We start from the raw sequence: 24951 nt of genomic DNA, 5'->3' as shown, positions 1-24951 counted from the left end.
CGCGATGGCCGCGACAGTGGGAGCCGTTCCGGCGCTCGCCTCGGCCGATGCCACCGACGACTACCCGATCCCGAACCGCATTCTCAAAACGCCGTGTACCGCTGAGCAGATCATGGCTGCCGCACGTGATGTCGAACCGGTGTACTACGAGCGCTACATGATCGACTACAACAACAAGCCGGCGGCCGATCAGCAAGGTGCCCAGGACCGGATCCACTGGTTCTTCTCGCTGGACTACGCCGGACGGCGTCAGTACTCCGAGGACACGGCCACCAACGCGTTCTACGAGAACATGTCCTGGCGGTGGCCGAACTGGGCCAAGTTGTTCTTCAACAACAAAGGAGTGGCCGCCCGTACCACCGACGTCTGCATGAACTACCCGGCAGGCGACATGTCGGTGTGGAACTGGACCTGATTGCGGACCCGGTCAACAATTACCGACGGCGAAAATTGTTGACCGGGTTGTCGATCCTGCGGAATCGCTGAAATCGCCCTGAGGCGACTCGAGTACGGTTCTGCACGCCAAACTCGGCACGTCCGCACGGCAAACGTTTTACAGTTCCGATCGTGTCCGAGACGGTTGAGCACGTCGACGACGAGCAGCGCGCAGTCGTCGACTATCTGGCGCGGCTCGGTGCCGCGATGCTCGCCGCCGACTATTCGGTCGACTATGTGCGGATGGTGCTCACCCGTGCCAGCGACCGCTTTCGTCTCGAACCTCGTTTTCTGATCTTGCCGAACTACATCCAGGTCGGCGAATCCTGTGACAGCCGTATCGAGCATGTCGGGGAGAGCCTGCGCTACGACCAGGCGTTCCAACTCGGCGCATTGGTGCGCAGAACGTATCGGAACTTCATCAGTCCCTCGGACGGCACCGCTGAGCTCGACCGGATTCTGGCGCTGCCCCGCCCGCTTCCGTGGTGGGTCAACATGATCGGGTACGCAGTGCAGAGCGCGGCGTACGGACTGATCCTGCAGCCGACTCCGGTCGGGTTGGTGGCGGCCACCGGTTTCGGCTTGGTCGTCGGGGCTCTCGATATCATCGCGCGCTTCAATGCCGCATTCCTGCGGCTCCTGCCGTTCATCAGCGCGTTCATCGTCACGTTCGCGGCGTTCAGCATCGGACGGCTGCTGCACATGGGGCAGGACAGTCTGCGGGTGCTCATACCGCCGCTGACGTTGTTCCTGCCCGGTGTCGGCATCACGCTGGCAATACTCGAGGCGTCTACCGGTGAAGTCGTCTCCGCGGCGGCCCGCCTCACGCAAGGGTTCACCCGGCTGGCACAGCTCGCGCTCGGGATCGTGCTCGGCATCCAAGCCCTCGGCATCACGCAGTGGGAGTTGACCGACGCACCGCGAAACCTCCTCGGCCCTTGGGCGCCGTGGCTGGGGGTTGCGGTGTACGGCGTGGGAATCATGCTCTACCACGGGCCGCCCCGCCGATTCATGCCCTGGCTGCTGCTCATCCTGTACGTCAGCTACGCCGCTCAATTCGGCACCGCTGAACTCTTCGGTGCGTACACCAGCGGATTCGGTGGTGGCTTGGCACTCATGATCTGCACCTTGGCGCTGGGTGAGCTGCGCAGTACCCCGTCCTCACGGGTCCTGCTCGTACCCGGGTTCTGGCTCATGGTGCCCAGCTCGATCGGTCTGGTCGGCATCACCGAGATCGTCGGCGGCGACGGCGACAGCACCAACGCGATCATTCTGATGCTGGTCTCGATGTTGTCGATCTCGCTGGGATTCCAGGCCGGGCGCGCCATCTGGGCGCTCATACCGCCCCGCATCCGCTTCCGCGACGACGCAGAATATTGATGGGTCGGACACCGAGAGGGGCCCAGCATGGAACGAACTGCCCAGGCGTGGCTCGAAGCGGGTGCTCACTTCGAGTGGGTTCCGACCGAACCCATGCGGCATGCCCGCACCCTGAACATCTTCCACGCCGAATTCGGCGATCCCGAGGCGCCGGTGCTGCTCATGGTGCACGGGTTTCCGACCAGCAGTATCGACTGGCAGGACGTGGTGGGGGAGCTCAGTGCCGACTATCGCGCGTGCGTCCTCGATCTGCCCGGCTTCGGATTCTCGGACAAGCCCAAGGGCGAGAACTACACCCTGCGGCGCGACAGTGAGTTGCTCGGCTACTACCTGGTCGACGTCCTCGGTGCGCACGAGGGCGCTGTCGTCGCACACGATCGCGGCGACAGTGTCGCGCTGGCGTTCGCGCGCCGCTGTAGCACGGGGCAGACGCCGTTCGCGGTGTCCAATCTGGTGCTCAGCAACGGCAATATCTTTCTGCCCTTGTCGAATCTGAACGAGTTCCAACGACTCGTCCTGCATCCTGAATCGGCTCCCGCGACGATCGCGGCGATCACGCCCCAGATCCTCGCCGCCGGCTTGGGGCAGACGACGTTCACGCCGCGGCGTGGACTGGATGATCCGGCGATCGCTGCGCTGGCAGACACCTTCGGTGTCAACGACGGCATCGGCGTCATTCACGACACCATCCAGTATCTGGTGGAACGATCCGAGCACGAGCAGGAATGGCTGCAGGCGCTGGCCGTCATGCCGGTGAAAACCACTGTGGTGTGGGGGTTGTACGACGAGATATCGCCCCTCCGGGTCGCGGCGTACGTCTGGAACAACTACCTCGCGACCAAGCCGGGCGCTAACGAGTTCTGGCTGCTGCCGGGCGCCAACCACTACCTGCAGAACGATCAGCCTGCACAATTCGTGCAGGTTCTCAGCGCCACTCTGTCGAATAGCTCGCCCACCGCACCGGGTGCGGTGAGCGCCGATCCGCAGGCGCCGGTGTTCCTCGATCGGTCGCGGCCGCAACTGCCCACAGCACAGGAAATGCTTGCCGGAGCCTAGATTCGGCATCCCCGGCGTACGGTTCAACCTGTGACTAACTCAGGTCACGCAATGGTGGGGCGGGCCGCGGCTCGGCGTCTGCTCGACGTTGCGGTGACCGGCGTTCTTGCCGCGGCGGGGTGCACGGGTGGCTCGGCCGGTCCACAGTCCTTGCCATGGCAACAGGTGTCGACGCTCGATCTGACCGGTGGCACAGGGCGTTTCGATTACCAGGCACTCGATGCTGGAAGAGGTCTGTTGTTCGTGGCGCATATGGGTGCCGGTCAACTCGTCGAGGTCGATCTGACCCACCACCGGGTGCTGCGTACCGTGAACGACCTGCCAGATGTGCACGGCGTGATCGTGGTGCCCGAGCAGAGGCGGGTCTATGCGACCGTGACGGCTCGCAACCAGCTGGTGGCGCTCGACGAGGACAGCGCCGCCACCGTCTTTACCGCTTCGACTGCCGCCTATCCGGATGGTCTGGCCTACGACCCGCTACGGCATACGGTGTGGAGCACCAATGAAAGTGCCGGAAACGAAACCGTTGTCGACGCCGGAGCCGGTGCGGTGGTGGCGACCGTGCCTCTTGGCGGCGATGTCGGCAACGTCGTCTACGATCCCGCCATCGACCGCATGGTGGTTGCCGTACAAGGCCGTGGTGACCTGGCGGTGGTCGATCCCGTCTCGAAGTCGGTCGTCGACCGCATTGCGACTCCGGGATGCGATCACCCACATGGCCAGGTGCTCGACAACGTCCACCAGGTGATGTTTGTTGGCTGCGAAGGCAACGCCACCCTGGCCACAGTCGATCTCGCGGGCCGTACCGTCGTCGACACGCTGCCGGTGGGTGATTCGCCCGATGTGCTCGCCTACGATCCGCCGAGAGGTCGGGTGTACGTCGCCACTGAAAGCGGCTGGGTGAGCATCGCCGACCACGACCGCGGACATCTGCACGCGCGCGGATCGGCTCACGTCGCCGACGGGGCTCATACCGTGGCCGTGGACCCCGTAACCGGCCAGAGCTATCTCCCTGTTGCCGACAACGGTCACGGCACACCGCAGTTGTGGGAATACCGACCGAGCGCGGCTTTGTCCCGATAACCGGACGGTTCGGTGCGAGGCCGCCGCGTACGTCATAGCATCAGCGCGTATGCGGCACGCCTTTCGCGCGCAGCTCGACGCCCTCCACGGTGGGATCGCGAACCTGTGCGATCACGCCGGATCTGCCATGGACCACGCCACCGAGGCGCTGTTGCAGGCTGACTTGCAGATCGCCGAAGACGTCATCGACCGCTACAACGACATCGCCTACCTGTGCACATCGCTCGAATCCGACGCGCTGGTGATCCTGGCTCGGCAAGCCCCCGTGGCCGGTGATCTGCGAGCGGTGGTGAGCTCGCTCAAAGATGTGGCCGACCTCCAGCGCATGGGTGCGCTGGCGACGCATGTCGCGCGGATCAGCCGACGACGCCATCCCGCGATCGCAGTACCCGCCGAGGTTGCCGACTATTTCGGCGAGATGGGCCGCATCGCCGTGAGACTCAGCGAGGACACGAAAAACGTTGTGCTGGCTCGGGATCCAGACCAAGCCGCGCAATTGAACGTCGATGACGAAGCGATGGACGAGCTGCACCGAGAACTGTTCGCACAGGTGATGAACCCGGGCTGGTCACACGGCACCGTCACGGCCGTCGACGTCACATTGCTGAGCCGCTACTACGAACGCTTCGCCGACCACGCTGTCGATGTCGCCAACCGCGTCATCTACCAAACGACGGGGAAACAGCAGCGCTGAACCCCACGGCAAGTGGGAGATGGCGGGATACGCTGAATCCGCGCCCAGGTGAATCGCAGGCAGTCGATGGTGGACGGCGATCGCTTCCCGACCCAGCGCGACGGCAGGGCTGTCGCGGCGGAGTTGGGCGCCGCTGGGCTGGCCGACGCGCTGGAAATCGGTCGTGGCGGGTTCGGCATTGTCTACAGGTGTCGTCAGCCCGACCTGGACCGCACAGTAGCCGTCAAGGTTCTCATCGACGTCGGCGACGGAAACCGGGAGCGCTTCCTGCGCGAAGAGCGGGCGATGGGCAGACTGACCGGTCATCGCCACATCATGAGCGTCCTGCAAGTCGGCCAAACGGACAGTGGCTACCCGTATCTGGTCATGCCGTATTTCGCGGCGGGCTCGCTCGACGTCCGAATCCGCCGGCACGGCGCGATGACGGTGGGCGACGCGTTGGAGTTGGGTGAGAAGCTCGCGGGGGCGTTGGCCGCGGCCCACCAGATGGGGATCCTGCACCGCGACATCAAGCCAGGCAATGTTCTGTACAGCGATGACGGCGAGCCGGTACTGAGCGACTGGGGTATCGCCAGGATTGCCGGCGGCTTCCAGACCGCGACCGGGACATTCACCGGCTCACCAGCTTTCACGGCCCCCGAGATCCTCGGCGGGAACGTGCCCAGCCATGCCTCGGACATCTACGCGTTGGGAGCTAGTCTCTTCTGCGCGCTCACCGCACACGTACCTTTCGAGCGGCGCAGCGGAGAACAGGTGGTGGCGCAGTTTCTTCGGATCGCCACCGAACCGGCCCCCGACCTTCGCGTCAGCGGGATACCCGACGATGTCGCGAGCCTCATCGAGTCGGCAATGAGTCGGCGACCCGAGCAGCGGCCGGCCGCTGACGCGTTCCGCGACATGCTGCGAGCTGCTCGCATCCGCCGTGGCCGCGCCGGAACTGCTGCGTTACCCACATCGGAGAGTTCTCATCCGGACCGGCCGCAGCTGTCGGGCCTGGCCGGGAGAACCCTCGGAAGCCTGCCTCCCGAACTCACCAGCTTCGTGGGACGACGCGCGGAATTGGCCAAGGTGAGAGACCTCCTGGCCCGCTCTCGGCTCGTCACCCTCACCGGGGTGGGCGGCGTCGGCAAGACGCGTCTGGCGTTGCGCGCCGCCGCAAAGGCGTCGCGGAGGTTCGCGGACGGCGTCCGCGTGGTCGAGCTGAGTGAGCTCCACGACGCCTCCATGCTCGTCTATGCGATAGCCGCGGGATTGGGGCTGCGCGAAGACCTAGTCAGGTCGCAGCAGGACGTGCTCGTCGAGTTCCTCTCCTGCCGCAAGTTGCTGCTCGTGATGGACAACTGTGAGCAAGTGGTTGATGCGGCAGCGAAACTGGCGGAGTGGTTGCTGTCAGCTTGCCCGGACTTGCGGATGCTGATCACCAGCCGCGAGCGGCTGGGGGTCGCCGGGGAATCGATCCTGCGCCTGTCGCCGTTGGGATCTGACGCGGTGGACCTGTTCGCCGCGCGGGCGGCTCAGTCTGTACCCGGCTTCCGCGTATCGGAGGGGAACAGGAGCACGGTCGCCGCAATCTGTTCCAAGGTGGACGGTTTGTCGCTCGGCATCGAGTTGGCCGCGGCGCGCTTGCGCGCGATGTCTCCCGAGCAGTTGCTGCAGCGGCTGCACAATCGATATGCGTTGTTGTCGAACGCGACGCGGGGTGCGCCGCAACGGCAGCAGACCCTCGGTTACAGCATCGGTTGGAGCTATGACCTGTGCACTCCCTCGGAACAACGTGTGTGGTCACACCTATCGGTATTCGCCGGGAGCTTCGTGTTGGAGGCAGCCGAATACATCTGCGCCGCTGACCTTTCGACCGAAGCCTTCGATGACATCCTCACTGCGCTCGTCGACAAATCAGTTGTGATCAGGACTGAGGCCGAAGGTTCTGTACGTTTTCGGTTGATCGATACGCTGCGCCATTACGGCCTCGACCGCATCGAGGACGTCGCCGAATTTCATGAGCTGCGGATGCGACACCTCTACTGGTACCGATCGTGGGCGGGCCAGGCCGCGGCCGACTTTTTCGGACCACGTCAGCTCGACTGGATACGGTTCGTCGAAGCCGAGATCCACAACTTCCGCGAAGCCGCGGAGTTCGCCCTGACGGTCCCAGGCGGCGACCCTCTGGAGTTGATCGTCGCACTGCAGTGGTACGGCATTGCCCACGGGACATTCAACGAGACGCGGCGAGCTCTGGAACAAGGTCTGGCTGCGGTTCCTCAGGAACCCACGATCGTCAGAGTCAAAGCGCTGCACGCGCTTGCGATGATTGCCGGCGGGCAGGGCGACATCACGACCGCAGCTGGATGTGCTACTGAGGCGCGCGGGCTGGCGGCCCAACTGGCCGACCCCGTGGCGAACGGGCTGGCCTCCATCGCTGAGGGGTTCGCCGCAGTACTGAACAGCCAATTAGACATCGCAGCAGCGCATCTCGACGATGCCATCGCTGCGAGCGATGACCCCATCGTGCAGATTTCCGCCATGATGCTGCGAGGCTGGGTGCTACAAGCCCACGGCGACACCGGACGGGCCCTGGTCTGGCAGGAGAAGGCATTGGCCATCGCGGTGTCTGCCGGCGAGACGGCCTTCCAGTCCTACGGGTTGTGGTCCATCGGGATCGGGTGGTGGCGACACGGCAACGTCGATCGGGCTGAACAGCTACTGCAGCAAGGGATTCAGCTTGCACAACTGGTCGACGACGCCAGGCAGTGCGCGGCTCTGCTGGAGGCGCTGGGGTGGATCGCGAACGCCAGAGGAAACCCGCATCGTGCGGCGGTGCTTCTGGGTGCGGCCGAGCATCTGGGCCGTTCGTCTGGCGTTTCCCCGTCCCCGCTTCCCGACCTCGCTGCTTTCCACGACGAGTGTGAACAGTCCGCGTGCGAGGCGCTCGGCGCGACGGCATTCCACTCAGCCTGGCTGGAGGGTAGTGCTTTCGGGCTCGACGAGTCAGTGCGCTACGCGCTGGACGCCGACCCTGGAACCCGCTGACCTGGCGTCGACATCGTCAGCGTGGCAGCTGGTCGAGCCAGGCGGAGTTACCGTCGACGGCCTTGCTGTCGATGACGACAAGTGGCACACCGGGATCGGGGAACTGACTGAGCAGTGCATGGTTGTTCGTCGCGATGGTGTGCGGGTCGTAGGGGATGGGCAGGCCCAGCCGGATCATGTCTTGCGCGGACTGCGGCGCGCCGACGTGATCCGCGAGGCTCGCGAGTTGATCGTTGCTGAGATCTGACGGGCCCTTCTCCTTCGGCTGCTGATCAGCGGAATAGATCTGCTCTATGAAGCGCCACGTGGTGTCGCTCGTTTGCGAGTGGTCTGCGACGAGGTAGGTAGCGTAGATCGCTCGACTGTCGTAAGTGCCACTGGCCGAGTACTTTTCCAGGAAATTGACGAAGCGAACGTTGACGTGAAGCTTGCCGGCTTCGATGCGTCGGCCGATCTCGGCGCCCTGGTCTCGGACCATCTTGCCGCTGAAGGGGCACAGCGGATCGAGATAGAGCTCGATCTGGCCCGGCGCCGCTGGATCGCCGAGGGCGATGACATCGCCCGCGGGCGACGCGTCGGCCGCGTACGCCCGACCGACGTTGGGACCCCACACCACAAGCAGCGCTGCGAGCAGGCCCACCAACGCGATGTGAATCGATCGAAATGCCGGCGTCTTCACCGAGCTGGCTCCAGTCTGGCTCACATTCATGATCACCATCATGTCCCAGGCGGGGATGCCATCATGTCGCTGTGCGTTCGACCAGTCGAGGTTTGACGCCGGGGCTGGCTGAATGACGACGTTCTTGCTCATCCCGGGCGGCGGCGCGGACCCGTCTTGCTGGCGGTTCGTGGTGGCCGAGCTGGCCGACCGCGGGCACCGTGGAATCGCGGTTGACCTGCCTTGCGAGGACGATGCGGCGGATCTGCACGCATACGCGGAGGTAGTCGCCGCCCAACATGTCCAACAGCGTGAAGACAACGAGCGGCCTATCGTCGTTGCCCATTCTTTCGGCGGCTTCACCGGAGCCCTCGCCTGTACGCGAGTGGATGCGTCTGCTTTGGTCTACGTCTCGGCAATGATCCCGCGTCCGGGGGAACGTCCCGACGATTGGTGGGCGGCGACGGGGTGGAAGAACGCGCAGCGGTCCGCTGCCCTATCTGGCGGGTACGACCCCGACGACATGGATGCCCTGTTCTACAACGGAGTCGACGCCGCGGTGGTCGCGGACGAGGTCGAGCGAAGGCAGTCAGATACGCCGTCGCTGGCCCCGTGGCTGTCAGCAGATCTTCCCCCGATCCCTACCCGGTTCGTGGTGTTCAGGGATGACCGCTTCTTCCCCGAGTCGTTCATGCGTCGGGTGGTGGCCGAAAGACTGGGCATCGAACCTGCCGTCATACCCGGTGGGCACATGGCGATGTTGTCGCATCCGGTTGAGCTTGTCGACCAACTCATCCCGGCGGCCGAAGCCTGAGGGCGATGTAACACGGGGCAACCCCGCCGCCGATACGCGAGTGTGACCGCTCACACGCCTGCTGCGAACCAGCCCCATGAGTCGAGCGTGGCACGTTGCTGGAGGTGACGGGGCCGTCCGTCGCGCCGCGTCGGCGAGGTCGCCCACCGACAGCTACGGCGGCAGGGACGAGGAACCGGATTCTGCAGGCGGCCCGCGAAGTGTTCAGTGAATGCGGCTACGACGCCGCGACGTTCCAGACCATCGCGCGCCGAGCCGGTCTGACCCGACCAGCCGTCTGCCATCATTACGCCAGCAAGTCACAGTTGTACAGCGCAGTGGTCGAGCAGACGACGGCCGCGGTGATCAGTCCCGCCGTCGTCAAGGCTCAGCAGCAGTCGACTCTGTTGGCCAAGCTGTCGACCTTCTTCGCGGCGGTCATGAGCGCCGAATCGGCTGCCGCGGCATTTCTGGTGACGACGGTGTTCGAGTCGCGTCGGCACCCGGAATTCGCCGACTCCACGCCCGATGCGTTGCAGGCTTCGCGGGAGTTCGTCGCATGGGCCCTCGACGACGCCGTGCACCGTGGCCAGGTGGTCGTCAACACCGACGTCGGTGAGACCGTCGAGATGTTGCTCGCGGCCATGTGGGGGATGGGCTTCTACGTCGGCTACGTCAGCAGCGGTGAGCCTCTCGGTGACATGGTCGACCAGTTTGAGCTGCTGATGGGTAACAAACTCTGGCAGCTGAGCGGCGCGGTGGCTGATCAGGTGTAGCGCAGTCGTCGGCTGAGCCTTGTCTTGTCCCTACTCTTGCCGGTCGATGATTTGCCGTAGCTCGGAGTTGTCGTCTTCGAGATCGAGAATGCGGGCGACGCCGGCGATGTTGACACCCGCGGCCACCAATGCCGCGATGCGCCGGACCCGGGCGAGGTCGTCCGCGCTGTAGCGGCGGGTGCCTCCTTCGGTGCGGCTCGGGTACAGCAGGCCGTGGCGCTCCCATAGCCGCAGGGATTGCGTGGGGACGCCGGACAGTTCGGCGGCGACGGAGATGCCGTATACGCCGTGGTCTGGGGCCGGCGCACCGCGGGCCCGGTGCCTGTTGTCACCCACCGATCGGGGGCTTCCAGTGTCGGAGAGATCTTGGGACGGCAATTTACTTGCCTCTCATCTGTCGTGGTGCTATATAAAACTTGTGCCGACTGGCACAGATTATCAGTCGGCTTCCGTTCAGAACAGGAAAGGATATGTGGAGGTGGCCACCATGCTGATGCGTACTGATCCGTTCCGGGACCTGGACCGCTTCGCCCAGCAGGTGCTCGGCACGGCAGCGCGCCCGGCGATCATGCCGATGGACGCCTGGCGTGATGGTGAAGAGTTCATCGTCGAGTTCGATCTGCCCGGTATCGCGGAGGACTCGCTGGATCTGGACATCGAGCACAATGTGGTGACGGTGCGCGCGGAGCGTGCGCCTGTGGACCCCGACCGGGAGATGCTCGCCACGGAGCGGCCCAGAGGGGTGTTCTCGCGCCAGTTGGTGCTCGGTGACAACCTGGATACGGGAAAGATCGCCGCGAAGTATCACGACGGGGTGCTACAGCTACGAATTCCGGTGGCGGACAAGGCCAAACCCCGAAAGATCGTCGTCGACCGACCTCGCGACAACGTGATCGTGGACGCGGACTCCTCGTCACCCAGAGAATCCATCAACGCCTGATCGGCCGCGCACGCGTCAACGGATTTCGCGGTGCGTGGCGCCCCGGGGAGCTGGATGGCTCGGACGTTCTCAAGGCCCAGCGCCCCGGCCGTCCCGCTGAGTAACCGCACATCGGGAAGGGGGTGAGACCACCACGGTGGAGCGAGAGGGGTGGCGGCAGCGCCGCCACCCACTCGCACAGGGCGTCCCGGCCGATCGACCATCCGCTCCTGACGAAAGGCTGTGAAGCGAAACATGTTGGGCGACGATCATTCTGATATGAAACAACGCTTGCTTCCCCGAAGATATTTAGGATGGAATCATGGCTGGGACTGGTGATGGCAGGTCCATTTCCGGGATTGGAGTCTCCAGGAGTGCGGGCGTAGCGGAGGCCGATGTGATCGAGGTCGTGACCGATGATCTAGCTGGACAGACACCGGTGCCGATGGGGTGGTTTCGCTTCTACTTCGATGAGCAGCGCTGGGAGTGGTCAGAGCAGGTTGCGCGGTTGCACGGCTATGCGCCCGGCACGGTGGTGCCCACGACCGAACTGGTGCTGTCGCACAAGCACCCCGACGACCGTGAAAAGGTCGCCGACACCATAGAAGCCATCATGAACACCCGCGGTGCGCTCAGCAGCAGGCACCGCATCATCGACACTGCCGGTGCGGTGCACTGGGTGATGGTGATCGGGGATCAGTTCTTCGATGATCACGGCGCGGTGATCGGCACGCACGGTTTTTACGTCGACGTGACGCCCGCCGAGGATCAGCGTGTGGACGCCGAGCGTCGGCGGCAGGACCTTGTCACGGCACGCGTAGCCGAAATCGCCACGAATCGCGCCAGCATCGAACAGGTCAAGGGCATGCTGATGCTCATCTACAACGTCGACGAAGACGTGGCGTTCGATGTGCTCAAATGGCTGTCCCAAGAGCACAACGTCAAGCTGCGTGTCCTGGCCCAGCAGTTGCGCAGCGACCTGCGGGACATGGCTCGGGAGACCGTTGATCAGTCGACCTATGACCACGTGCTGCTGACGGTGCATCAACGTCTGGCGGCGAACCCCGAAGCAGCGTCGTAAGGCCAATCCCGGCTCAGTCCGCGCTTTCCCGATCTTCGAGGCCGACGGCTGCTCGCAACTCCTTGATGTCGTCTTCGGCGTCGGGATCGTCTCGCAGGTGGTGCATGAGATCGCCGAGGGCCTCGGCGATGGCATTGAGTTTCTGCTGAAGCGCGTCGTCGGCGCGACGCTCGGTGTTCTGCAGCAGTGCCACCAGCAAGAAGGTGATGATGGTGGTGACCGTGTTGATGATCAGCTGCCACGTGTCGAGCTGGAGAAAAGCAAACGTCGGTGCCCAAACCACCACGAGGAGCACACAGCCCAGGAAGAACCACGCCCGGGAGACAAATGAACTGGCACCCGTCGCGAACCTGTCGAACAGCGAGAGGCCCGATTTGCTGTTCGACGGCATGACATCCTGTTCGCCGGGACGGCTCTTCCCGTTGCGCCCCGCCGAACCCTCGACAGCGACCATGTCCGATCCCTTCGTCCACAACCCGACGAACGCTGTGCAGCGCTGATTGGCGTGAATTCCCCACCCAAAGCGAAATAAACCTCGCCACCGGTGTCCGCTATAGCATCGACCAATGAATCGACCGACTGTCGGAGAGCCTGTACGGGCCGCGAAGCTGATCGAAGCCCAAGACATGGCAGCGAAGCTGTTCGCGGAAATCAGCGACCGGCGCATGGTCCGGGCCGGTATCGGCGAGCGGGCTCTCTCCGACGAGATTCACGACTTGGCGGCCGCGATGTTCGGCGTCACGGGGCACTGGCACAAGCGCATTGTCCGTTCGGGGAGCAACACATTGGAGACTTTCCGGGGCAACCCGCCCGATCGCCGGCTGACCGAAGATGACGTCGTCTTCCTCGATTTCGGCCCCATATTCGAGGAGTGGGAAGCTGATTTCGGCCGAACGTATGTATTGGGCGACGACCCCCGCAAGCTCGAACTGCTCGATCGACTACCGGAGGTATGGCGGGCGGGTCGTGAGTTCTTCAGGAGCGAGCCACAGGTCACCGGGGAGCAACTCTACGACTTCGTCGTAGCGACCAGCCGTGATGCGGGATGGGATTTCGGCGGGGTCATCGCCGGGCACCTGGTCGGCGAGTTTCCGCACGAGAAGATCGACGGCGAGGACATCGAGTCCTATGTCGCGCCCGGATCGACCAGGCCGATGCGGCGAAAAGACCGGGCCGGCAACGAGTGTCACTGGATCCTCGAAGTGCATCTCGTCGACCGCAACCGTGGGTTCGGGGGCTTCTACGAAGAGCTGCTCGACCTGCCGTGATCGTGCAGGCGGTGTAGGGGCATGATGACGAGTACGCCGAGCGATCCCGCGGGCGCGGAGATTCCCTTGGTGATGACCCTGGTCGACCGGTACTACGGTATGCAGGTCCACGCGCTGACCTTCCTGGGCGGTGAGATCGACCGCAACTACCGGTTGACGACGGCGGACGGCGCCACCTATCTGGCGAGGCTTCAACTGCCCGTGCAGAACGCCGCGGAATTGCAGTGGCAGGAAGCAATCTTGCTGCACCTGCTCGGCAAAGACCTCGGTGTCGCCGTGCCCACCATCGTGCGTGCGGCCGACGGCAGCCTGCACGTGCCGTTCGAGTCGGGCGCCGACAACGGCGTGCTGCGGGTGCTCAACTGGGTCAGTGGGACTGAGCTCAACAAGGTTGCGCAGCATTCGCCGGCATTGCTGAGACAACTGGGTGCGACTGCCGCCCGGGTGACGTTGGCCCTCGACGGTTTCGCCGCGCCGAATTTCCCGGCTACGCACCACTGGGATGTCACGCGCTCCGGCGAAGCAATCCATGAATGTCTGTCCGCCGCTCCGGAACTCATCGACAGTCACGGCGCCGCCACGGTGCTCGGCTGGTTCAGCGAAATCGAGCCTGTGCTGCGCGAATTGCCCCGGGTGATGGTGCACCAGGATCTCAACGACAACAACGTCCTGGTCGAGCTGCGGGATGGCGTGCAGGTAATCTCCGGCGTGCTCGATTTCAACGATGCGCTGTGCGGCCCTCGGGTCGCGGAGCCCGCGATCGCCGGGGCATATGCGATGCTGCGCAAGGACGATCCGCTGCGGGCGCTGGGGCATGTGGTCGCCGGCTACCACGCTGTCGTCCCGTTGGCGCGGGCTGAAATCGACGTCATCTATCCGCTCGCGGCGGCGAGATTGTGCGTGCAGGTGTTGACATGGACCGTCCGGGCCCGCACCAACCCGACCGCGTACGGCAGCATGCGCATGCGCCACACGTTGCCGACCCTCGAGCGTCTGCTGACCATCGATCCTCGAACGGCCGGTGCGCACCTGCGCTCGATGTGCGACGCCGAACCCCGGAGGGAGTCGAAATGAATTCGCAGCCAATGCATATGGCCAATGCCTACGACGGCATCGGAGCGGCCGAGCTCGACCCCGGTAGCCGCGCCCTCGCCGAGCGCCGGGAGGCGGTGCTGGCACCGAGCTATCGCCTGTTCTACCGGCGCCCGGTGGCGCTGGTGCGTGGCTCCGGCGTCTGGCTCTACGATGCCGACGGCAACCGGTATCTCGACGCCTACAACAACGTTCCAGTGATCGGGCACAGCCATCCACACGTGCAGCAGCTCGTCGGTGAGCAGCTGGGAATTCTCAACACCCACACGCGCTATCTCACCGAACCCCTTGTTGCCTACTCCGAACGACTGCTGGCGCTATTTCCCGCGGAGCTGTCGAAAGTGGTCTACACGTGCACCGGCAGCGAAGCCGTCGACCTCGCGCTGCGCACCGCCCGCTATCAGACCGGTGTGCAGGGCATCATCTGTACGTCGCACGCCTACCACGGCTGCACTGCCGCGGCCGCCGAGATCTCGCCGAGTCTGGGACCCAACAACGAGATTCCCCCTCACGTGGTGTGTGTCGACGCACCCGACTTCTATCGTGAGTCGCCGCATCAGGCGGGCGAGCGTTTCGCGCAGCGGGTCCGGGAGGCCGTCGATGTTCTCGCCCAGCGAGGATTCGGGCTCGCCTGCATGATCGTCGATTCGGTGCTGTCCAGTGACGGCGTGCAGGCCGACCCTGCCGGGTTCCTCCGCCCGGCGGGCGAGGTGATCCGTGCCGCCGGGGGGTTGTGGATCGCCGATGAAGTGCAGCCGGGATTCGGGCGCCTCGGTGCCGGTTGGTGGGGCTTCACTCGACACGGATTGCACCCCGACCTCGTGGTGCTCGGCAAGCCCATGGGCAACGGCATACCGATTGCCGCGGTGGTGGGCCGCGACGACGTAATGGCTCGTTTTGGTCGAGATATCCGTTACTTCAACACCTTCGGTGGCAATCCGGTCAGTATCGCGGCCGCGACGGCGGTGCTCGACGTCATCGAGGACGAACAATTGATCGACAATGCCCGCGCGGCCGGCGCGCGGCTGATGGCGGGGTTGCACGAGTTGGCAGGACGCCACCGCGTGCTGGGCGACGTCCGTGGTGCGGGACTGTTCGTCGCCGCCGAGATCGTCAACGACCGCGAGAGCCGGTCACCCGATGCCGACACCGCCGCGACCGTGGTCAACGAGCTGCGAGAGCACCGCATCCTGATCAGCGCTTCCGGCCGGGAGCAGAACGTCTTGAAGATCCGACCACCGCTGCCGTTCACCGTCGACCACGCCGACTTGTTCGTCACGGCTCTCGATGAGGTGCTGACGGGCGGGTCCGCGCGACTCAGCGCGCCGTGAGCCAGAGCAGGCTGCCGAGGCCGGCGACCACGCAGTAGATCGCAAACGGAGTCAGGGTGCGGGTTTCGAAATAGCGGGTCAGAAAGCGCACGGCCAGGTAGGCGCTGACAAACGATGCGATGCTGCCCAGTAACACCTGGCCCCCGATGCCGCTGCCCTGCGGACCGAACAGCTCGGGGATCTTCAGCACGCCTGCCGCGAGGATCACGGGTGTCGCGAGTAGGAACGAGAACCGTGCGGCGTCCTCATGCGACAGGCCGCGCAGGAGACCGGCGGCCATGGTCACACCGGACCGGCTGATCCCCGGTAGCAGCGCCAAAGCCTGTGCCGAGCCGATCACCACACCGCGCGCCATGGGGATTTTGCTGATCCGCACATCGGCTTCGGTGAGCAGGCCGCCTGCGGTGGCCGCGCCGGGCGCATCGGTGGCGGTCAGCACGGTTGCGCGGCGTCGCAGTCGCTCAGCCCCGTAGAGAACGGCACCGTTGATGGCAAGGAACACGGCGGCCGGCACCGGCTTGCCGAGCGTCGTGCGGAACAGATGATCGAGGGCCAGGCCGGCGACGCCCACGGGAATCGTCGCGGCGATGATCATCCAGGCCAGCCGCTCGTTGGATTCGGTGATGCGCCGATAGCGGATGGACGTGACCAGGCCGCGGACGATGGCGATCCAGTCCCGCCAGAAGAACACGAGCAGTGCCAATGCGGTCGCGACGTGCAACCCGACGATGAATGCCAGATAGGGCGATTCGGGTGCGGACACGTCGAGGTCGCGGCTCCATTGGCCGCCGACGAGCGCGGGGATCAGGATCGAGTGGCCGAGGCTGGACACCGGAAACAGTTCGGTGACACCCTGCAGAGCGCCGACGACGAGCGCCTCCAGATAACTGAGGTGTGCTGACACGCGAGGTTCCCTTCGGTCGACGCCTCGCCGGCGCTCGACGGTGGGGCCATGCCCAGGCGCTGAGTTGATGTCGGTGCGATCGGTGACCGCAACCTGAACCACCGTAGGTGGCCCTTGCTGAGCTTTCGCTGAAGGGAACCAGGGAGGTGCCTGGACCCGGATTGCTACCAGATCAAACGGTTGTCGTGACGCCTACGTAGGACAACACGACGTCGGATTCGTCGGTCCGCCGCGTCAAGGTCGCGTACGAGCGGATGAACGACTGGCCCACGCACCCGTCGATCTTGACGTGAAAGTTACTGATCATGATCCAAGGTCTGGCGCTCTTGAATTCCTTCTTGTCCACCGGAACCACGATGATGATGCCGGGTTTGAGGCCCACTGTGATGACGCCGTTGACCGGCGTGCCGATCACGGGCACCACCGTCGTCGGCAGTGCACCGATGGGACCGGAGAGCCCGACCGACGGGGTGAGCCCGGCGCTGCCGGCCATCGTCACACCGTTCGATGTGCTCATGTCGACGCCACACCCGATCTCATAGCCGACCTCCAACAGTCCTTGGGGATCGCCCGGGCCGGCCAATGTCCCGGTGAACGTGCCGTTGGCAAGGTATTCACGCGATGAGACAGCAGTCGTCAACGGAGGCACCGGAACCTGAGCCTCGTCCATGGCTCCGAGCGTCAGAAACCAGCCGTCCGGCGTGTGAACGCTGACCGTCTCGCCGGATGTCACTTTGCCGTCGGCAGCGGGGGCAGCGTCCGGTGGCGGAGCGGCGGGGTCTGGATCTGCCGCGGCGGGAGGTGAGATGGTCGCGGCGAGGGCGACGCACACGACGAAAGCCGCGGCGCGGCGGAAACCCATGGTCGATGGATTCACGGCCGATACGCTAGACCTGCGGTGATTCGTCGCTTGGCCGACGCTCGGTACTGAGAGCGCAGTCGTTATGGCGCCGTGATCGAGATGGGATGTGGCCAGGGCGGGTGAGTGGTCCAACCCTGTGCGTAATCGGCACACGCGCCCTATCGTGGAAGAGAACGCCTGGTGGGGCGGTGTCATTGAGGAGATGTGATGAACGGTCGCAAGTGGGCGCTCGCCCTGCTGACCGGTGGCGCCCTGGCCATTACGACGGGCAGCGGCCTGGCACATGCGCAGCCCGACCCTTCAGTGCCGGTGATCCCATCGATCCTCGACCAACTGGTGTCGTCCACGCCCGCCCTGTCGGTCGACCCGAGTGACCGAGGCGGTCCATACACCTACTCGGACGACGTCGGCATGGTCTGCCAGAATCTGACGGTTCACTGTCGTTGAGCGATGCTGTGCAGCCGACTAGCAACCGGTTATTGCCGTCGCGAGTGTGCGTCCACTGCGAAATGCGGGCGGGTTTTTCGCAGACAGTTCACACTCGCGACGCGACTGGATCTGACCCCCGTTGAGTGGTGCGGTGCATCGACAGTTGAGGCTCAGAACACCGACCAGCGAGCCAGCCTGGCGAATTCCTCGATGGCCACAACCCCGCCGTGCGTTCGGATCGCGCCGCATCGGGCGGCCCGATCCGAACGCACTACCGGGCTACTCGCCGGTGAGGTGAGTCAGCGCGGGCCGCACCTTGGTGCCCATGAGTTCGAAGCTTCGACGGTATGTCTCGGGCTCGTCGCAGTACTCGTGGGTGAAGGTGACGAGACTTCCGAAACCACCCAGCTTGCTGTACAGGTCTTCGATCTTCCCGATCACGGTGTCGGGCGAACCGACGATGAGGAAGTTGTCCACCATCCATTCGATGGACAGATCCTCAGGGGGGATGGTGCCGCCGGAGATCAGGTCACCGATGTGGAGCTTGTTGACGAAGGTCGGGATGTTGTATTCACCCCACAGCTTTCCGAGGGCGCCGTTGTACACCCGGTCGTAGGCTTCGTCGTCGGTCTCGGCGACGAAGTAGTCCCTGCAGATGCGCCAGTCGGCGCGGGCCGGGCTTCGTCCCGCATCGGTGGCGGCCTTGGAGTAGGTTTCCCAGTGTTGCACGAGTACGGACTCGTGGACCTGCTGGCTCATCGGTATCGCGCCACGTCTGCCCGCTTCGGTCAAGCTTGGTGAGGTTGGTTGCATTCCCGTGATCATCAACGGAATCCCGTTCTGCTGACGGGGTTTGAGGTGCGGACCGGCTATGTCCGGATCGAAGGCCGGCATATCGACCGAGTAGAACTCACCGGTCATAGTGAAGGGTCCCGGTTTTGTCCAGATGGCCTCGATCGTATCGATAGCCTCGACGAGCATCTTCGGGTTGTTCTTGCCGGTACCGAACAGTTGAGCGTCACTGGGGTAGGCCCCCGGTGCCACGCCCGCGATGTAGCGGCCGTCGGTCATGTGGTCGAGCCACATCATGCGGTGCGCCAAGGCAATCGGATTGTGGTAGGGCAGTAGGTGGGCCGCGGCTCCAAGAGTGATGTGCGACGTCAGTTGCGATGCTGCGGCGATCATCAGGTCAGGTGCCGGCGAGGGCTCATCTCCCAATGTGTAGTGCTCAGCGAAGAACGCCTCGTCGAGCCCGTATTCGTCGGCCCATCGGGTGATCTGGAGATCCCAGTCGATCACCTGCCGGGCGGTGCGCCGACCGGCGGAATAGCCCAGTGCGTAGGGTATGTTGAAAACACCGAATCTCATTGTGCCGGTATCCTTTCGATTTGGTTGTGACGATCGGCGTGCAGGCGGGGAAAGCCTGAACGATGAAAGATCAGCGGAGCCGGAGTCGCACCGCTGGAGGTAGGCGCAGAAGCCTCGAGGATGCGCGCCACAACAATGGTGTGGTCTCCTCCGTCGTGCTCAGCCTCGACGGAGCAGTCGACCCACGCGGTTGTTCCGGCCAGCAGTGGGCCACCCAGTTCAGGGGCGGACGTGTAGTCCACGCCGCGAAATTTGTCGGTCGCCGTTCGCGCGAACTGCCGGGCGAGCGATCCTTGTTCCTCGCTCAGGATATTTACTAGGAAGCGCCTGGCGGTTGCGATCTGTGGCCAGGTTTTCGAAGTCTTCGACACTGAGAGAAGCGCGAGCGGTGGAGTGATCGACAGTGACAGAAATGATTGCAACGTCATCCCGACCGGATCGGATTCGATTGTGGCAGTGATGATTACCACTCCGGTCGGAAAGTGGCCCAGTACCGTGCGCAGCGTTGACTCGGTGACTGGGGGACGTTTGTCTCGTTTCATGGAGATCTCCCGAACGGCGCTAGCGCCTTAATGTGAACATTTGTTCAATGTTGCAATGAAGCTACCGGAGTGTCCGCATCACGTCAACTGGCACTTCGGAAGTCGTTGCGGTTCACGGACTTAATGTGACGAGCCGCCTGAGCGGCATGGGCGGAACCGGGGGTTGACAGTGGGTGCGACTGAAGCGACGATGTAGAAGTTCATTACTTGAACAAAAGTTCAAAGTGCTACAAGGTGGCCTGAGCTGCCGGCCGGTCGGACGTGCGGTGCCGTCAAGGCCATGCACTGGAATGGAGAAGTGTTGTGATTCAAGAGTTCAGCGGCAAGACCGTCCTTGTCTCAGGTGCGGCTCGCGGGCAGGGGGCCGCGCACGCGCTGCGCTTCGCTGAAGCCGGTGCCAGTGTGGTGGTGTCCGACCTCCGTGATGACCTGGGCGAAGGTGTCGTCGAGCAGATCCGCATGAAGGGCGGACAAGCCGTCTACCAGCACCTGGACGTCCGCGATGGTGGGGACTGGGATACCGCAGTTGCACGGGCCGAAAGTGTGTTCGGCGGTCTGGACATTCTGATCAACAATGCCGGCGTGGTCGCCTGCGAACCCGTCGACACGTGCACCGATGACACCTGGAACAACGTCATGCAGACCAATGCCGCTGGTGTGTTCCAGGGCATGCGGGCCGCGGTACCCGCGATGCGGCGCCGCGGTGGAGGTGCGATCGTGAACACAGCCTCGATGATGGGGCTCGTCGGATCGTGGGGGTACGCCGCCTACATCGCGAGCAAGTTTGCCGTCGTCGGTCTGACGAAGTCGGCTGCGTTGACATACGCAGCGGACAACATTCGGGTGAACGCTGTCGCGCCTGGATGCGTGGACACGCCCATGCTCGATGAAGAGAAGAAGATCATGGCCACGAATCCTTATTGGGACTTCGATGAATGGGTTGCCAATCAACCTATTTCGACCATCGCTCAGCCGGAAGAGGTCAGCGAGTTGGTGTTGTTCCTTGCCTCGGGGCGCGCCAGGTACTGCACCGGCGGCGTCTACCCCATCGATGGCGGTTCGACCGCGGGATAGGAGTCGCCGGCTGGCGCCGGCGCAACTGTGTACGGAACCTTGTGGAAGGGAATTTTGGGTATGGGCATGCTGGATGGCCAGGTGGTGTTCGTCACCGGCGGCGGGCGAGGACAGGGCCGGGCGCACGCTGTCGCCTCGGCGCGTGAAGGCGCCGATGTCGCACTGTTCGACTGCGTACACGACATCGACACGGTCGGATATCCGCTGGCCCACCGCGCGGATCTGGAAGAGACGGCGTCCTTGGTGGAGTCCGCCGGACGCCGGGCCTTGCAGTTCGTCGGCGATGTGCGGTCGCAAGCTGACCTGGACCAGGCGGTGGCGAAGACGATCTCCGAGTTCGGCCAACTGGACGCGTTGGTCGCGAACGCGGGAATCTGGGCCACGGGTCCTTTCTGGGAACTGTCCGACGACCAGTGGTCGGACATGATCGACATCTGTCTGACGGGGGTGTGGCGTTCGGCCAAAGCCGTTGCCCCGCACATGATCGACCGGCAGAGGGGTTCGATCGTGATGACGTCGTCGGTCGACGGTCTGGAGCCTGGCGGCATCTACGCGCATTACACGGCGGCCAAGCACGGAGTGCTGGGACTGATGAAGAGCGTTGCGCTGGAATTGGCCCCGCACGGCCCCCGCTGTAACAGCGTGAACCCCGGGGCGGTTGATACGCCGATGCTCGACAATCAGCCCGGTTACGACCTCATTTCGGGGCACCCGGGTGGCACCCGCGACGATCTCGTCGAGGGCGGGCATCGCTTCAACGTCTTGAAGAACACGGCGCTGCTTGATCCGATCGACATCGCCAACGCCGCTGTCTTCCTGAACTCGGACCTGGCTGCCCGGATCACTGGGACGACCCTGCTGGTCGATGCCGGGCACATGCTGCTCACGGGCTATAACCACAATCCCGTGCGCTGATTTCCGCAGCCTGTTCTGTTCCTCAAAGATGTTGGTAAAAAACGGATTACTGATCGCCGGCCGCTGCTTTGGGTCAGCGTGATGGCGTGGGCGATCGGTCGCGCGTGCCATCCCGCTTCAACCGTTCGCGTGCATGCCACCGGTAACACATACAGCCCAAATGGGCATTGACGTAGGTCACACCGAAGCCTATATTTCCCAAGTATTGAACTTTTGTTCAAAGTGACATTCAGCGCATGCCGGCCCGTGAAGGAGACTGCATCGATATGACCACGACTCAAGATCCGGCGGACGGGACTAGCACTGCGCCCGAGCAGTTGGTCGGGCACCTTACGGTCACCAAGCTCATCCTCACCGTGCTGGCGATGTCGGCTCCGCTGGGCGCAGTCGCCGGCATTGTGCCGCTGGTGATTGCGGAAGGCAATGGCGTCGGTGCCCCGATGACCTATGCGTTGATGGGGCTTATCCTGCTGATGTTCGCGGTGGGGTTCACCACCATGGTGCGGAACTTTCCCCGTACCGGCGCCTTCTATGCCTACATCACCGGCGGCTTGGGCAAGCCGATCGGACTGCCGGCGGCCTTTCTGGCGCAGTTGGGCTATCTGACGTTGCTGGTCGGAACCTATGCGTTCTTCGGTGACTCGGTAAAGGTCTTGCTGGTATCGCTCTTTGGGCAGGCCTTCGCGCCATGGTGGGTCTGGGCGATCGTCCTCTGGCTGGCAGTGTCTGCACTGGGCCATTTCAATGTCGAACTGTCCGGCAAGATCCTGAGCTTCCTGATGGTCATCGAAGTGCTCATCGTTCTGGTGTTCAACGTTTGCGTCGCGACAACCGGTGGGCCGCACGGGTTTCAGTTCGAGTCGTTCACGCCATCGGCATTCAGCTCGGGTTCGGTCGGCGTGGGTATCCTGTTCGCCAGTGCGACGTTTCTCGGCTTCGAGGGCACGGCGATCTATCGTGCCGAGGTCAGGGACCCGGCGAGAACGGTGCCACGCGCGACGTACCTGGCGATCATCTTGATCGGCCTGTTCTACGTGTTCTCGTCATGGGCGCTGGTGACGTTCTACGGTGTGAACGGCGCGGTGGACGCCGCCAAGGCCGATTCGACCGGAATGTTCGCTGCCGGCCTACGGTTCTACGCCGGCAATGTTGTTGCCGAGATCATGACCTGCATGGTGGTCACAAGCTTGTTCGCGGCGACCTTGGCTGCTCATAATCCGTTGGCGCGCTATACGTTTGCGCTGGCCCGTGACGGTGTTCTGCCATCGTTCCTCGGGCGCGTTGACGCCAACCACGGGTCACCGTCGACGGCGTCGGCGACGGTATCGACGATCGCCCTCTTGCTGACGCTGCCGTTTGTGTTTGTCGATGTCGACGCGGTGACGTTCTATTCGTGGATGTTCGGCATCGGCACTTACGCGATCCTGGTCTTGATGGCGACAACATGTCTGGCGGTTCTGGTCTATTTCCGGCGCATTCGTCATCAGGAGCGAGCCTGGAATACGCTCATCGCACCCGGCCTGGGGTTGGTCGGAATGATCGCGATGCTGTCGATCAGCAGCTACTACTTCCCCTTGCTGGTGGGCGGCAACTTCGCAGTGGGGCTGGGTCTGCAGCTCTTCATCCTCGCATTGGCAGTGTTCGGATGTGTTCTCGCGCTGGTGTGGCGGCGTACCCGGCCGGAGGTCTACCGCCGCATCGGTGGTGAACCCGAGACTCCGGAGAACGCCCATGCATGAGACGTCGACCAGCCGGGCCAGTGAACATATCGAGAACGTGCCTGTGTCAGGTAGTTTTCGACGGTTGCTTCTGCGTGGCGCGCCGCCGCGGCGTCTTGGCCTTCTCCTGGCTGAGCACAAGACGGATGAACGGTTCGGCATCCTCTGCGGATTGCAGGGAACCGCCCATGATGAGCTGAACCCCTACGCCTTCCCAGGCAGCCTCCAGACGCTGCGCGGTTTCGGTGCTGTACAGCCGGGCCAACTCGGCGCGGGTCGACACCGACCAGTTCTCCACCAAGCGGTGATACGCGGGATCCCGCACCGAATGGGCGTAGATCTCGAACAGCAGAATTCTGTCGCGCTTGTCGCCGTACATGACATCGATGAGGTTCAGTACGGCGGCCACCAGCGTGTCTTCATCGACGGCCGCTTGAAATGGCGGCATGAACCGGTCGGTCTGACTCTGAACCCACGCCGCAAACGCCTCGAACATCAGCTCGTCGATGTTCTCGTAGTGATAGCTCGCAGAACCGAGCGCTACCGACGCCACCGAGGCCACCCGGCGGTGAGTGACTCCTTTGACGCCGTATTCACTAGCCACGGTGAGAGCCGCTTGACGCAACGCCGCTCTCGTGGGTTCCGATCGTTGACCGGCTCGAGGCACGTTCTCCCCCTCCCCGCGACACCATTTCAACAGCTGTTCAGACAACACGGTACCAGTCCGAGATCAGTGGTCCTGACGTCGGCCGGGAGCTGATGTGTTGCATCAGAGACCATCTCGTCATGTCCAAGGCGATACGAACGACCAGCTCATGGCCACCTCAGTCGATGACATCGATGAACTCGCCCCGGTCCGGGTCCAGCGCTTTGCCAAGAGCTTCGAGGATGTGCTGACGCGATTCCTCGACGGCGACATCGTGGTCGTCGGGCACGGAACGTCGTGTGCGCTGACGCTCAATGCACGTATCGCGTCGGTGTCGTCGACTGCCGCCATGATCCGGCATGGGTCTGGTCTGATTTTCGTTGCCATGAAACAGAACCGGCTCGCCGAGCTGCGAATCCCGCCGATGCCCGCAGATGCGGCGTCGCGATGTCCGGGCTGCCATGTCGCCATAGATGCCTCCGATGGGACAGGGACGGGTATATCCGCGCGCGACCGCGGTGAGACACTGCGACGGCTCGCGGACAGTGAGAGCGTGCCGCAGGACTTCAGGCGGCCCGGGCATGTCGTACCCGTCGCAGGTGATCTGGTGGTCGGCGGTGTTGCGGCCACGCCGCAGATTGTCCTCATGTTGGCATCGTTGGCAGAGGATGCATCGGCGGCCGGCGCTTTTACGACCCTGATGTCGGTCGAGCGTCCTTGCGAAGTGGCGACGCCTGAGGAGGGGATCGATATCGCCTCTCGCCTGGGGTATCACTATGTCGACGGCCATGCGGTGAGAAAAGCGTTCTACGGCTACAGCTGGCCGAGTCGACCGCCCGGCGGTTTGTCTGGTCGAACGCGTGGCGCGATCGTCAGCTAGCCGTGTTCGGGTTAACC

The 24951-nt window shown here is 63.8% G+C and carries 26 protein-coding genes; 18 read left to right on the top strand and 8 right to left on the bottom strand.

Annotation, left to right across the window (positions count from 1 at the left end; translation table 11 throughout):
• The first annotated feature begins 4 nt into the window (after positions 1–4).
• The 6 genes from BTO20_RS33885 to BTO20_RS33860 all read left to right on the top strand — a co-directional run bounded on the left by BTO20_RS33885 (position 5) and on the right by BTO20_RS33860 (position 7678).
• Positions 5–415: a DUF5078 domain-containing protein gene (locus BTO20_RS33885; protein ID WP_232491297.1), complete on the top strand. Its 411-nt coding sequence runs from the start codon at positions 5–7 to the stop codon at positions 413–415.
• A gap of 152 nt (positions 416–567) precedes the next feature.
• The gene (locus tag BTO20_RS33880) at positions 568–1815 is read left to right on the top strand and encodes a threonine/serine exporter family protein (RefSeq protein ID WP_087080549.1); all 1248 of its coding nucleotides are present in this window, start codon (positions 568–570) and stop codon (positions 1813–1815) included.
• Positions 1816–1842: 27 nt separating this feature from the next.
• The gene (locus tag BTO20_RS33875; protein WP_087080547.1) at positions 1843–2871 is read left to right on the top strand and encodes an alpha/beta fold hydrolase; all 1029 of its coding nucleotides are present in this window, start codon (positions 1843–1845) and stop codon (positions 2869–2871) included.
• 30 nt (positions 2872–2901) lie between these two features.
• Entirely contained in the window at positions 2902–3954 is a 1053-nt protein-coding gene (locus BTO20_RS33870) for a YncE family protein (RefSeq protein WP_232490936.1), read from the top strand.
• A 49-nt stretch (positions 3955–4003) separates the two neighbouring features.
• Positions 4004–4648, top strand: a complete 645-nt coding sequence (phoU, locus tag BTO20_RS33865) for a phosphate signaling complex protein PhoU (RefSeq protein ID WP_087080542.1) — start codon at positions 4004–4006, stop codon at positions 4646–4648.
• A 48-nt stretch (positions 4649–4696) separates the two neighbouring features.
• Positions 4697–7678 (top strand): protein kinase domain-containing protein, encoded by a 2982-nt coding sequence (locus BTO20_RS33860; RefSeq protein WP_232490935.1) that lies wholly within the window; start codon positions 4697–4699, stop codon positions 7676–7678.
• A 16-nt stretch (positions 7679–7694) separates the two neighbouring features.
• Here the strand turns inward: BTO20_RS33860 and BTO20_RS33855 are convergent, their stop codons facing one another.
• Positions 7695–8387 carry a DsbA family protein gene (locus tag BTO20_RS33855; RefSeq protein WP_232490934.1) on the bottom strand — a complete coding sequence of 231 codons (693 nt, stop codon included), beginning with the start codon at positions 8385–8387 and terminating at the stop codon, positions 7695–7697.
• Positions 8388–8469: 82 nt separating this feature from the next.
• Here BTO20_RS33855 and BTO20_RS33850 point away from each other — a divergent pair, with 82 nt between their 5' ends.
• Both BTO20_RS33850 and BTO20_RS33845 read left to right on the top strand, forming a co-directional pair.
• Positions 8470–9150: an alpha/beta fold hydrolase gene (locus BTO20_RS33850; protein ID WP_087080538.1), complete on the top strand. Its 681-nt coding sequence runs from the start codon at positions 8470–8472 to the stop codon at positions 9148–9150.
• A 104-nt stretch (positions 9151–9254) separates the two neighbouring features.
• Complete coding sequence (locus tag BTO20_RS33845; RefSeq protein WP_157680393.1) at positions 9255–9905, top strand: TetR/AcrR family transcriptional regulator; 651 nt, start codon at positions 9255–9257, stop codon at positions 9903–9905.
• A 30-nt stretch (positions 9906–9935) separates the two neighbouring features.
• Here the strand turns inward: BTO20_RS33845 and BTO20_RS33840 are convergent, their stop codons facing one another.
• Positions 9936–10241, bottom strand: a complete 306-nt coding sequence (locus tag BTO20_RS33840; RefSeq protein WP_087080536.1) for a MerR family transcriptional regulator — start codon at positions 10239–10241, stop codon at positions 9936–9938.
• Positions 10242–10392: 151 nt separating this feature from the next.
• Here BTO20_RS33840 and BTO20_RS33835 point away from each other — a divergent pair, with 151 nt between their 5' ends.
• Both BTO20_RS33835 and BTO20_RS33830 read left to right on the top strand, forming a co-directional pair.
• Positions 10393–10845, top strand: coding sequence for an Hsp20/alpha crystallin family protein (locus BTO20_RS33835; RefSeq protein WP_087083064.1), 453 nt, complete (start codon positions 10393–10395; stop codon positions 10843–10845).
• Between the two features lie 424 nt (positions 10846–11269).
• On the top strand, positions 11270–11905 hold the full coding sequence (locus tag BTO20_RS33830; protein ID WP_087083062.1) for a PAS and ANTAR domain-containing protein: 636 nt from the start codon (positions 11270–11272) through the stop codon (positions 11903–11905).
• Positions 11906–11918: 13 nt separating this feature from the next.
• Here the strand turns inward: BTO20_RS33830 and BTO20_RS33825 are convergent, their stop codons facing one another.
• A complete protein-coding gene (locus BTO20_RS33825; protein WP_232490933.1) occupies positions 11919–12359 on the bottom strand; it encodes a low affinity iron permease family protein in 441 nt (146 codons plus the stop codon).
• 112 nt (positions 12360–12471) lie between these two features.
• Between BTO20_RS33825 and BTO20_RS33820 the strand changes: the two genes are divergently transcribed.
• The 3 genes from BTO20_RS33820 to BTO20_RS33810 are packed head-to-tail and all read left to right on the top strand — an operon-like array spanning position 12472 to position 15596.
• Entirely contained in the window at positions 12472–13173 is a 702-nt protein-coding gene (locus BTO20_RS33820) for a M24 family metallopeptidase (RefSeq protein WP_087080534.1), read from the top strand.
• Between the two features lie 24 nt (positions 13174–13197).
• Positions 13198–14247, top strand: a complete 1050-nt coding sequence (locus BTO20_RS33815; protein ID WP_198344166.1) for a phosphotransferase — start codon at positions 13198–13200, stop codon at positions 14245–14247.
• Entirely contained in the window at positions 14244–15596 is a 1353-nt protein-coding gene (locus tag BTO20_RS33810; protein WP_198344165.1) for an aspartate aminotransferase family protein, read from the top strand. Before BTO20_RS33815 ends, BTO20_RS33810 begins: the two co-directional genes overlap by 4 nt.
• Here the strand turns inward: BTO20_RS33810 and BTO20_RS33805 are convergent.
• Positions 15583–16500 (bottom strand): undecaprenyl-diphosphate phosphatase, encoded by a 918-nt coding sequence (locus BTO20_RS33805; RefSeq protein WP_087080528.1) that lies wholly within the window; start codon positions 16498–16500, stop codon positions 15583–15585. The genes BTO20_RS33810 and BTO20_RS33805 overlap by 14 nt on opposite strands.
• A 172-nt stretch (positions 16501–16672) precedes the next feature.
• On the bottom strand, positions 16673–17362 hold the full coding sequence (locus BTO20_RS33800; protein ID WP_087080526.1) for an MspA family porin: 690 nt from the start codon (positions 17360–17362) through the stop codon (positions 16673–16675).
• A gap of 207 nt (positions 17363–17569) precedes the next feature.
• Here BTO20_RS33800 and BTO20_RS33795 point away from each other — a divergent pair, with 207 nt between their 5' ends.
• A complete protein-coding gene (locus tag BTO20_RS33795; protein WP_087080524.1) occupies positions 17570–17809 on the top strand; it encodes a hypothetical protein in 240 nt (79 codons plus the stop codon).
• Positions 17810–18070: 261 nt separating this feature from the next.
• On the opposite strand, the gene BTO20_RS33790 is transcribed toward BTO20_RS33795, so the two are convergent.
• Both BTO20_RS33790 and BTO20_RS33785 read right to left on the bottom strand, forming a co-directional pair.
• Positions 18071–19159 carry an LLM class flavin-dependent oxidoreductase gene (locus BTO20_RS33790; RefSeq protein ID WP_087080522.1) on the bottom strand — a complete coding sequence of 363 codons (1089 nt, stop codon included), beginning with the start codon at positions 19157–19159 and terminating at the stop codon, positions 18071–18073.
• On the bottom strand, positions 19156–19701 hold the full coding sequence (locus BTO20_RS33785) for a flavin reductase family protein (protein WP_087080520.1): 546 nt from the start codon (positions 19699–19701) through the stop codon (positions 19156–19158). The genes BTO20_RS33790 and BTO20_RS33785 overlap by 4 nt, the downstream gene beginning before the upstream one ends.
• Before the next feature lie 303 nt (positions 19702–20004).
• On the opposite strand from BTO20_RS33785, the gene BTO20_RS33780 reads away from it, so the two are divergent.
• The 3 genes from BTO20_RS33780 (at position 20005) to BTO20_RS33770 (ending at position 23429) form a co-directional block, all read left to right on the top strand.
• Positions 20005–20775 carry an SDR family NAD(P)-dependent oxidoreductase gene (locus tag BTO20_RS33780; RefSeq protein WP_087080518.1) on the top strand — a complete coding sequence of 257 codons (771 nt, stop codon included), beginning with the start codon at positions 20005–20007 and terminating at the stop codon, positions 20773–20775.
• Positions 20776–20835: 60 nt separating this feature from the next.
• Positions 20836–21690, top strand: coding sequence for a mycofactocin-coupled SDR family oxidoreductase (locus BTO20_RS33775; RefSeq protein WP_087080516.1), 855 nt, complete (start codon positions 20836–20838; stop codon positions 21688–21690).
• A gap of 266 nt (positions 21691–21956) precedes the next feature.
• Complete coding sequence (locus BTO20_RS33770; protein ID WP_157680392.1) at positions 21957–23429, top strand: APC family permease; 1473 nt, start codon at positions 21957–21959, stop codon at positions 23427–23429.
• 46 nt (positions 23430–23475) lie between these two features.
• Here the strand turns inward: BTO20_RS33770 and BTO20_RS33765 are convergent, their stop codons facing one another.
• Positions 23476–24012, bottom strand: coding sequence for a TetR/AcrR family transcriptional regulator (locus BTO20_RS33765; RefSeq protein ID WP_157680391.1), 537 nt, complete (start codon positions 24010–24012; stop codon positions 23476–23478).
• A 211-nt stretch (positions 24013–24223) separates the two neighbouring features.
• Between BTO20_RS33765 and BTO20_RS33760 the strand changes: the two genes are divergently transcribed.
• Positions 24224–24934, top strand: a complete 711-nt coding sequence (locus tag BTO20_RS33760) for a 3,4-dihydroxy-2-butanone-4-phosphate synthase (protein WP_087080511.1) — start codon at positions 24224–24226, stop codon at positions 24932–24934.
• Positions 24935–24951 lie beyond the last annotated feature (17 nt).

Origin of the sequence: Mycobacterium dioxanotrophicus (assembly GCF_002157835.1) — a bacterium.
Taxonomy (GTDB): domain Bacteria; phylum Actinomycetota; class Actinomycetes; order Mycobacteriales; family Mycobacteriaceae; genus Mycobacterium; species Mycobacterium dioxanotrophicus.
Note: the sequence above shows the minus strand (reverse complement) of the source record. Positions and strands in the feature narration are given on the sequence as shown.

Bases quoted from the DNA above. Each gene is read 5' to 3' on its own strand.
- BTO20_RS33885 (WP_232491297.1), top strand. From the start codon at position 5: ATGGCCGCGACAGTGGGAGCCGTTCCGGCGCTCGCCTCGGCCGATGCC.
- BTO20_RS33875 (WP_087080547.1), top strand. From the start codon at position 1,843: ATGGAACGAACTGCCCAGGCGTGGCTCGAAGCGGGTGCTCACTTCGAG.
- phoU (WP_087080542.1), top strand. From the start codon at position 4,004: ATGCGGCACGCCTTTCGCGCGCAGCTCGACGCCCTCCACGGTGGGATC.
- BTO20_RS33855 (WP_232490934.1), bottom strand. From the start codon at position 8,387: ATGAATGTGAGCCAGACTGGAGCCAGCTCGGTGAAGACGCCGGCATTT.
- BTO20_RS33850 (WP_087080538.1), top strand. From the start codon at position 8,470: ATGACGACGTTCTTGCTCATCCCGGGCGGCGGCGCGGACCCGTCTTGC.
- BTO20_RS33835 (WP_087083064.1), top strand. From the start codon at position 10,393: ATGCTGATGCGTACTGATCCGTTCCGGGACCTGGACCGCTTCGCCCAG.
- BTO20_RS33830 (WP_087083062.1), top strand. From the start codon at position 11,270: ATGGGGTGGTTTCGCTTCTACTTCGATGAGCAGCGCTGGGAGTGGTCA.
- BTO20_RS33825 (WP_232490933.1), bottom strand. From the start codon at position 12,359: ATGGTCGCTGTCGAGGGTTCGGCGGGGCGCAACGGGAAGAGCCGTCCC.
- BTO20_RS33820 (WP_087080534.1), top strand. From the start codon at position 12,472: ATGAATCGACCGACTGTCGGAGAGCCTGTACGGGCCGCGAAGCTGATC.
- BTO20_RS33815 (WP_198344166.1), top strand. From the start codon at position 13,198: ATGACGAGTACGCCGAGCGATCCCGCGGGCGCGGAGATTCCCTTGGTG.
- BTO20_RS33810 (WP_198344165.1), top strand. From the start codon at position 14,244: ATGAATTCGCAGCCAATGCATATGGCCAATGCCTACGACGGCATCGGA.
- BTO20_RS33800 (WP_087080526.1), bottom strand. From the start codon at position 17,362: ATGGGTTTCCGCCGCGCCGCGGCTTTCGTCGTGTGCGTCGCCCTCGCC.
- BTO20_RS33795 (WP_087080524.1), top strand. From the start codon at position 17,570: ATGAACGGTCGCAAGTGGGCGCTCGCCCTGCTGACCGGTGGCGCCCTG.
- BTO20_RS33790 (WP_087080522.1), bottom strand. From the start codon at position 19,159: ATGAGATTCGGTGTTTTCAACATACCCTACGCACTGGGCTATTCCGCC.
- BTO20_RS33785 (WP_087080520.1), bottom strand. From the start codon at position 19,701: ATGAAACGAGACAAACGTCCCCCAGTCACCGAGTCAACGCTGCGCACG.
- BTO20_RS33775 (WP_087080516.1), top strand. From the start codon at position 20,836: ATGGGCATGCTGGATGGCCAGGTGGTGTTCGTCACCGGCGGCGGGCGA.
- BTO20_RS33770 (WP_157680392.1), top strand. From the start codon at position 21,957: ATGACCACGACTCAAGATCCGGCGGACGGGACTAGCACTGCGCCCGAG.
- BTO20_RS33760 (WP_087080511.1), top strand. From the start codon at position 24,224: ATGGCCACCTCAGTCGATGACATCGATGAACTCGCCCCGGTCCGGGTC.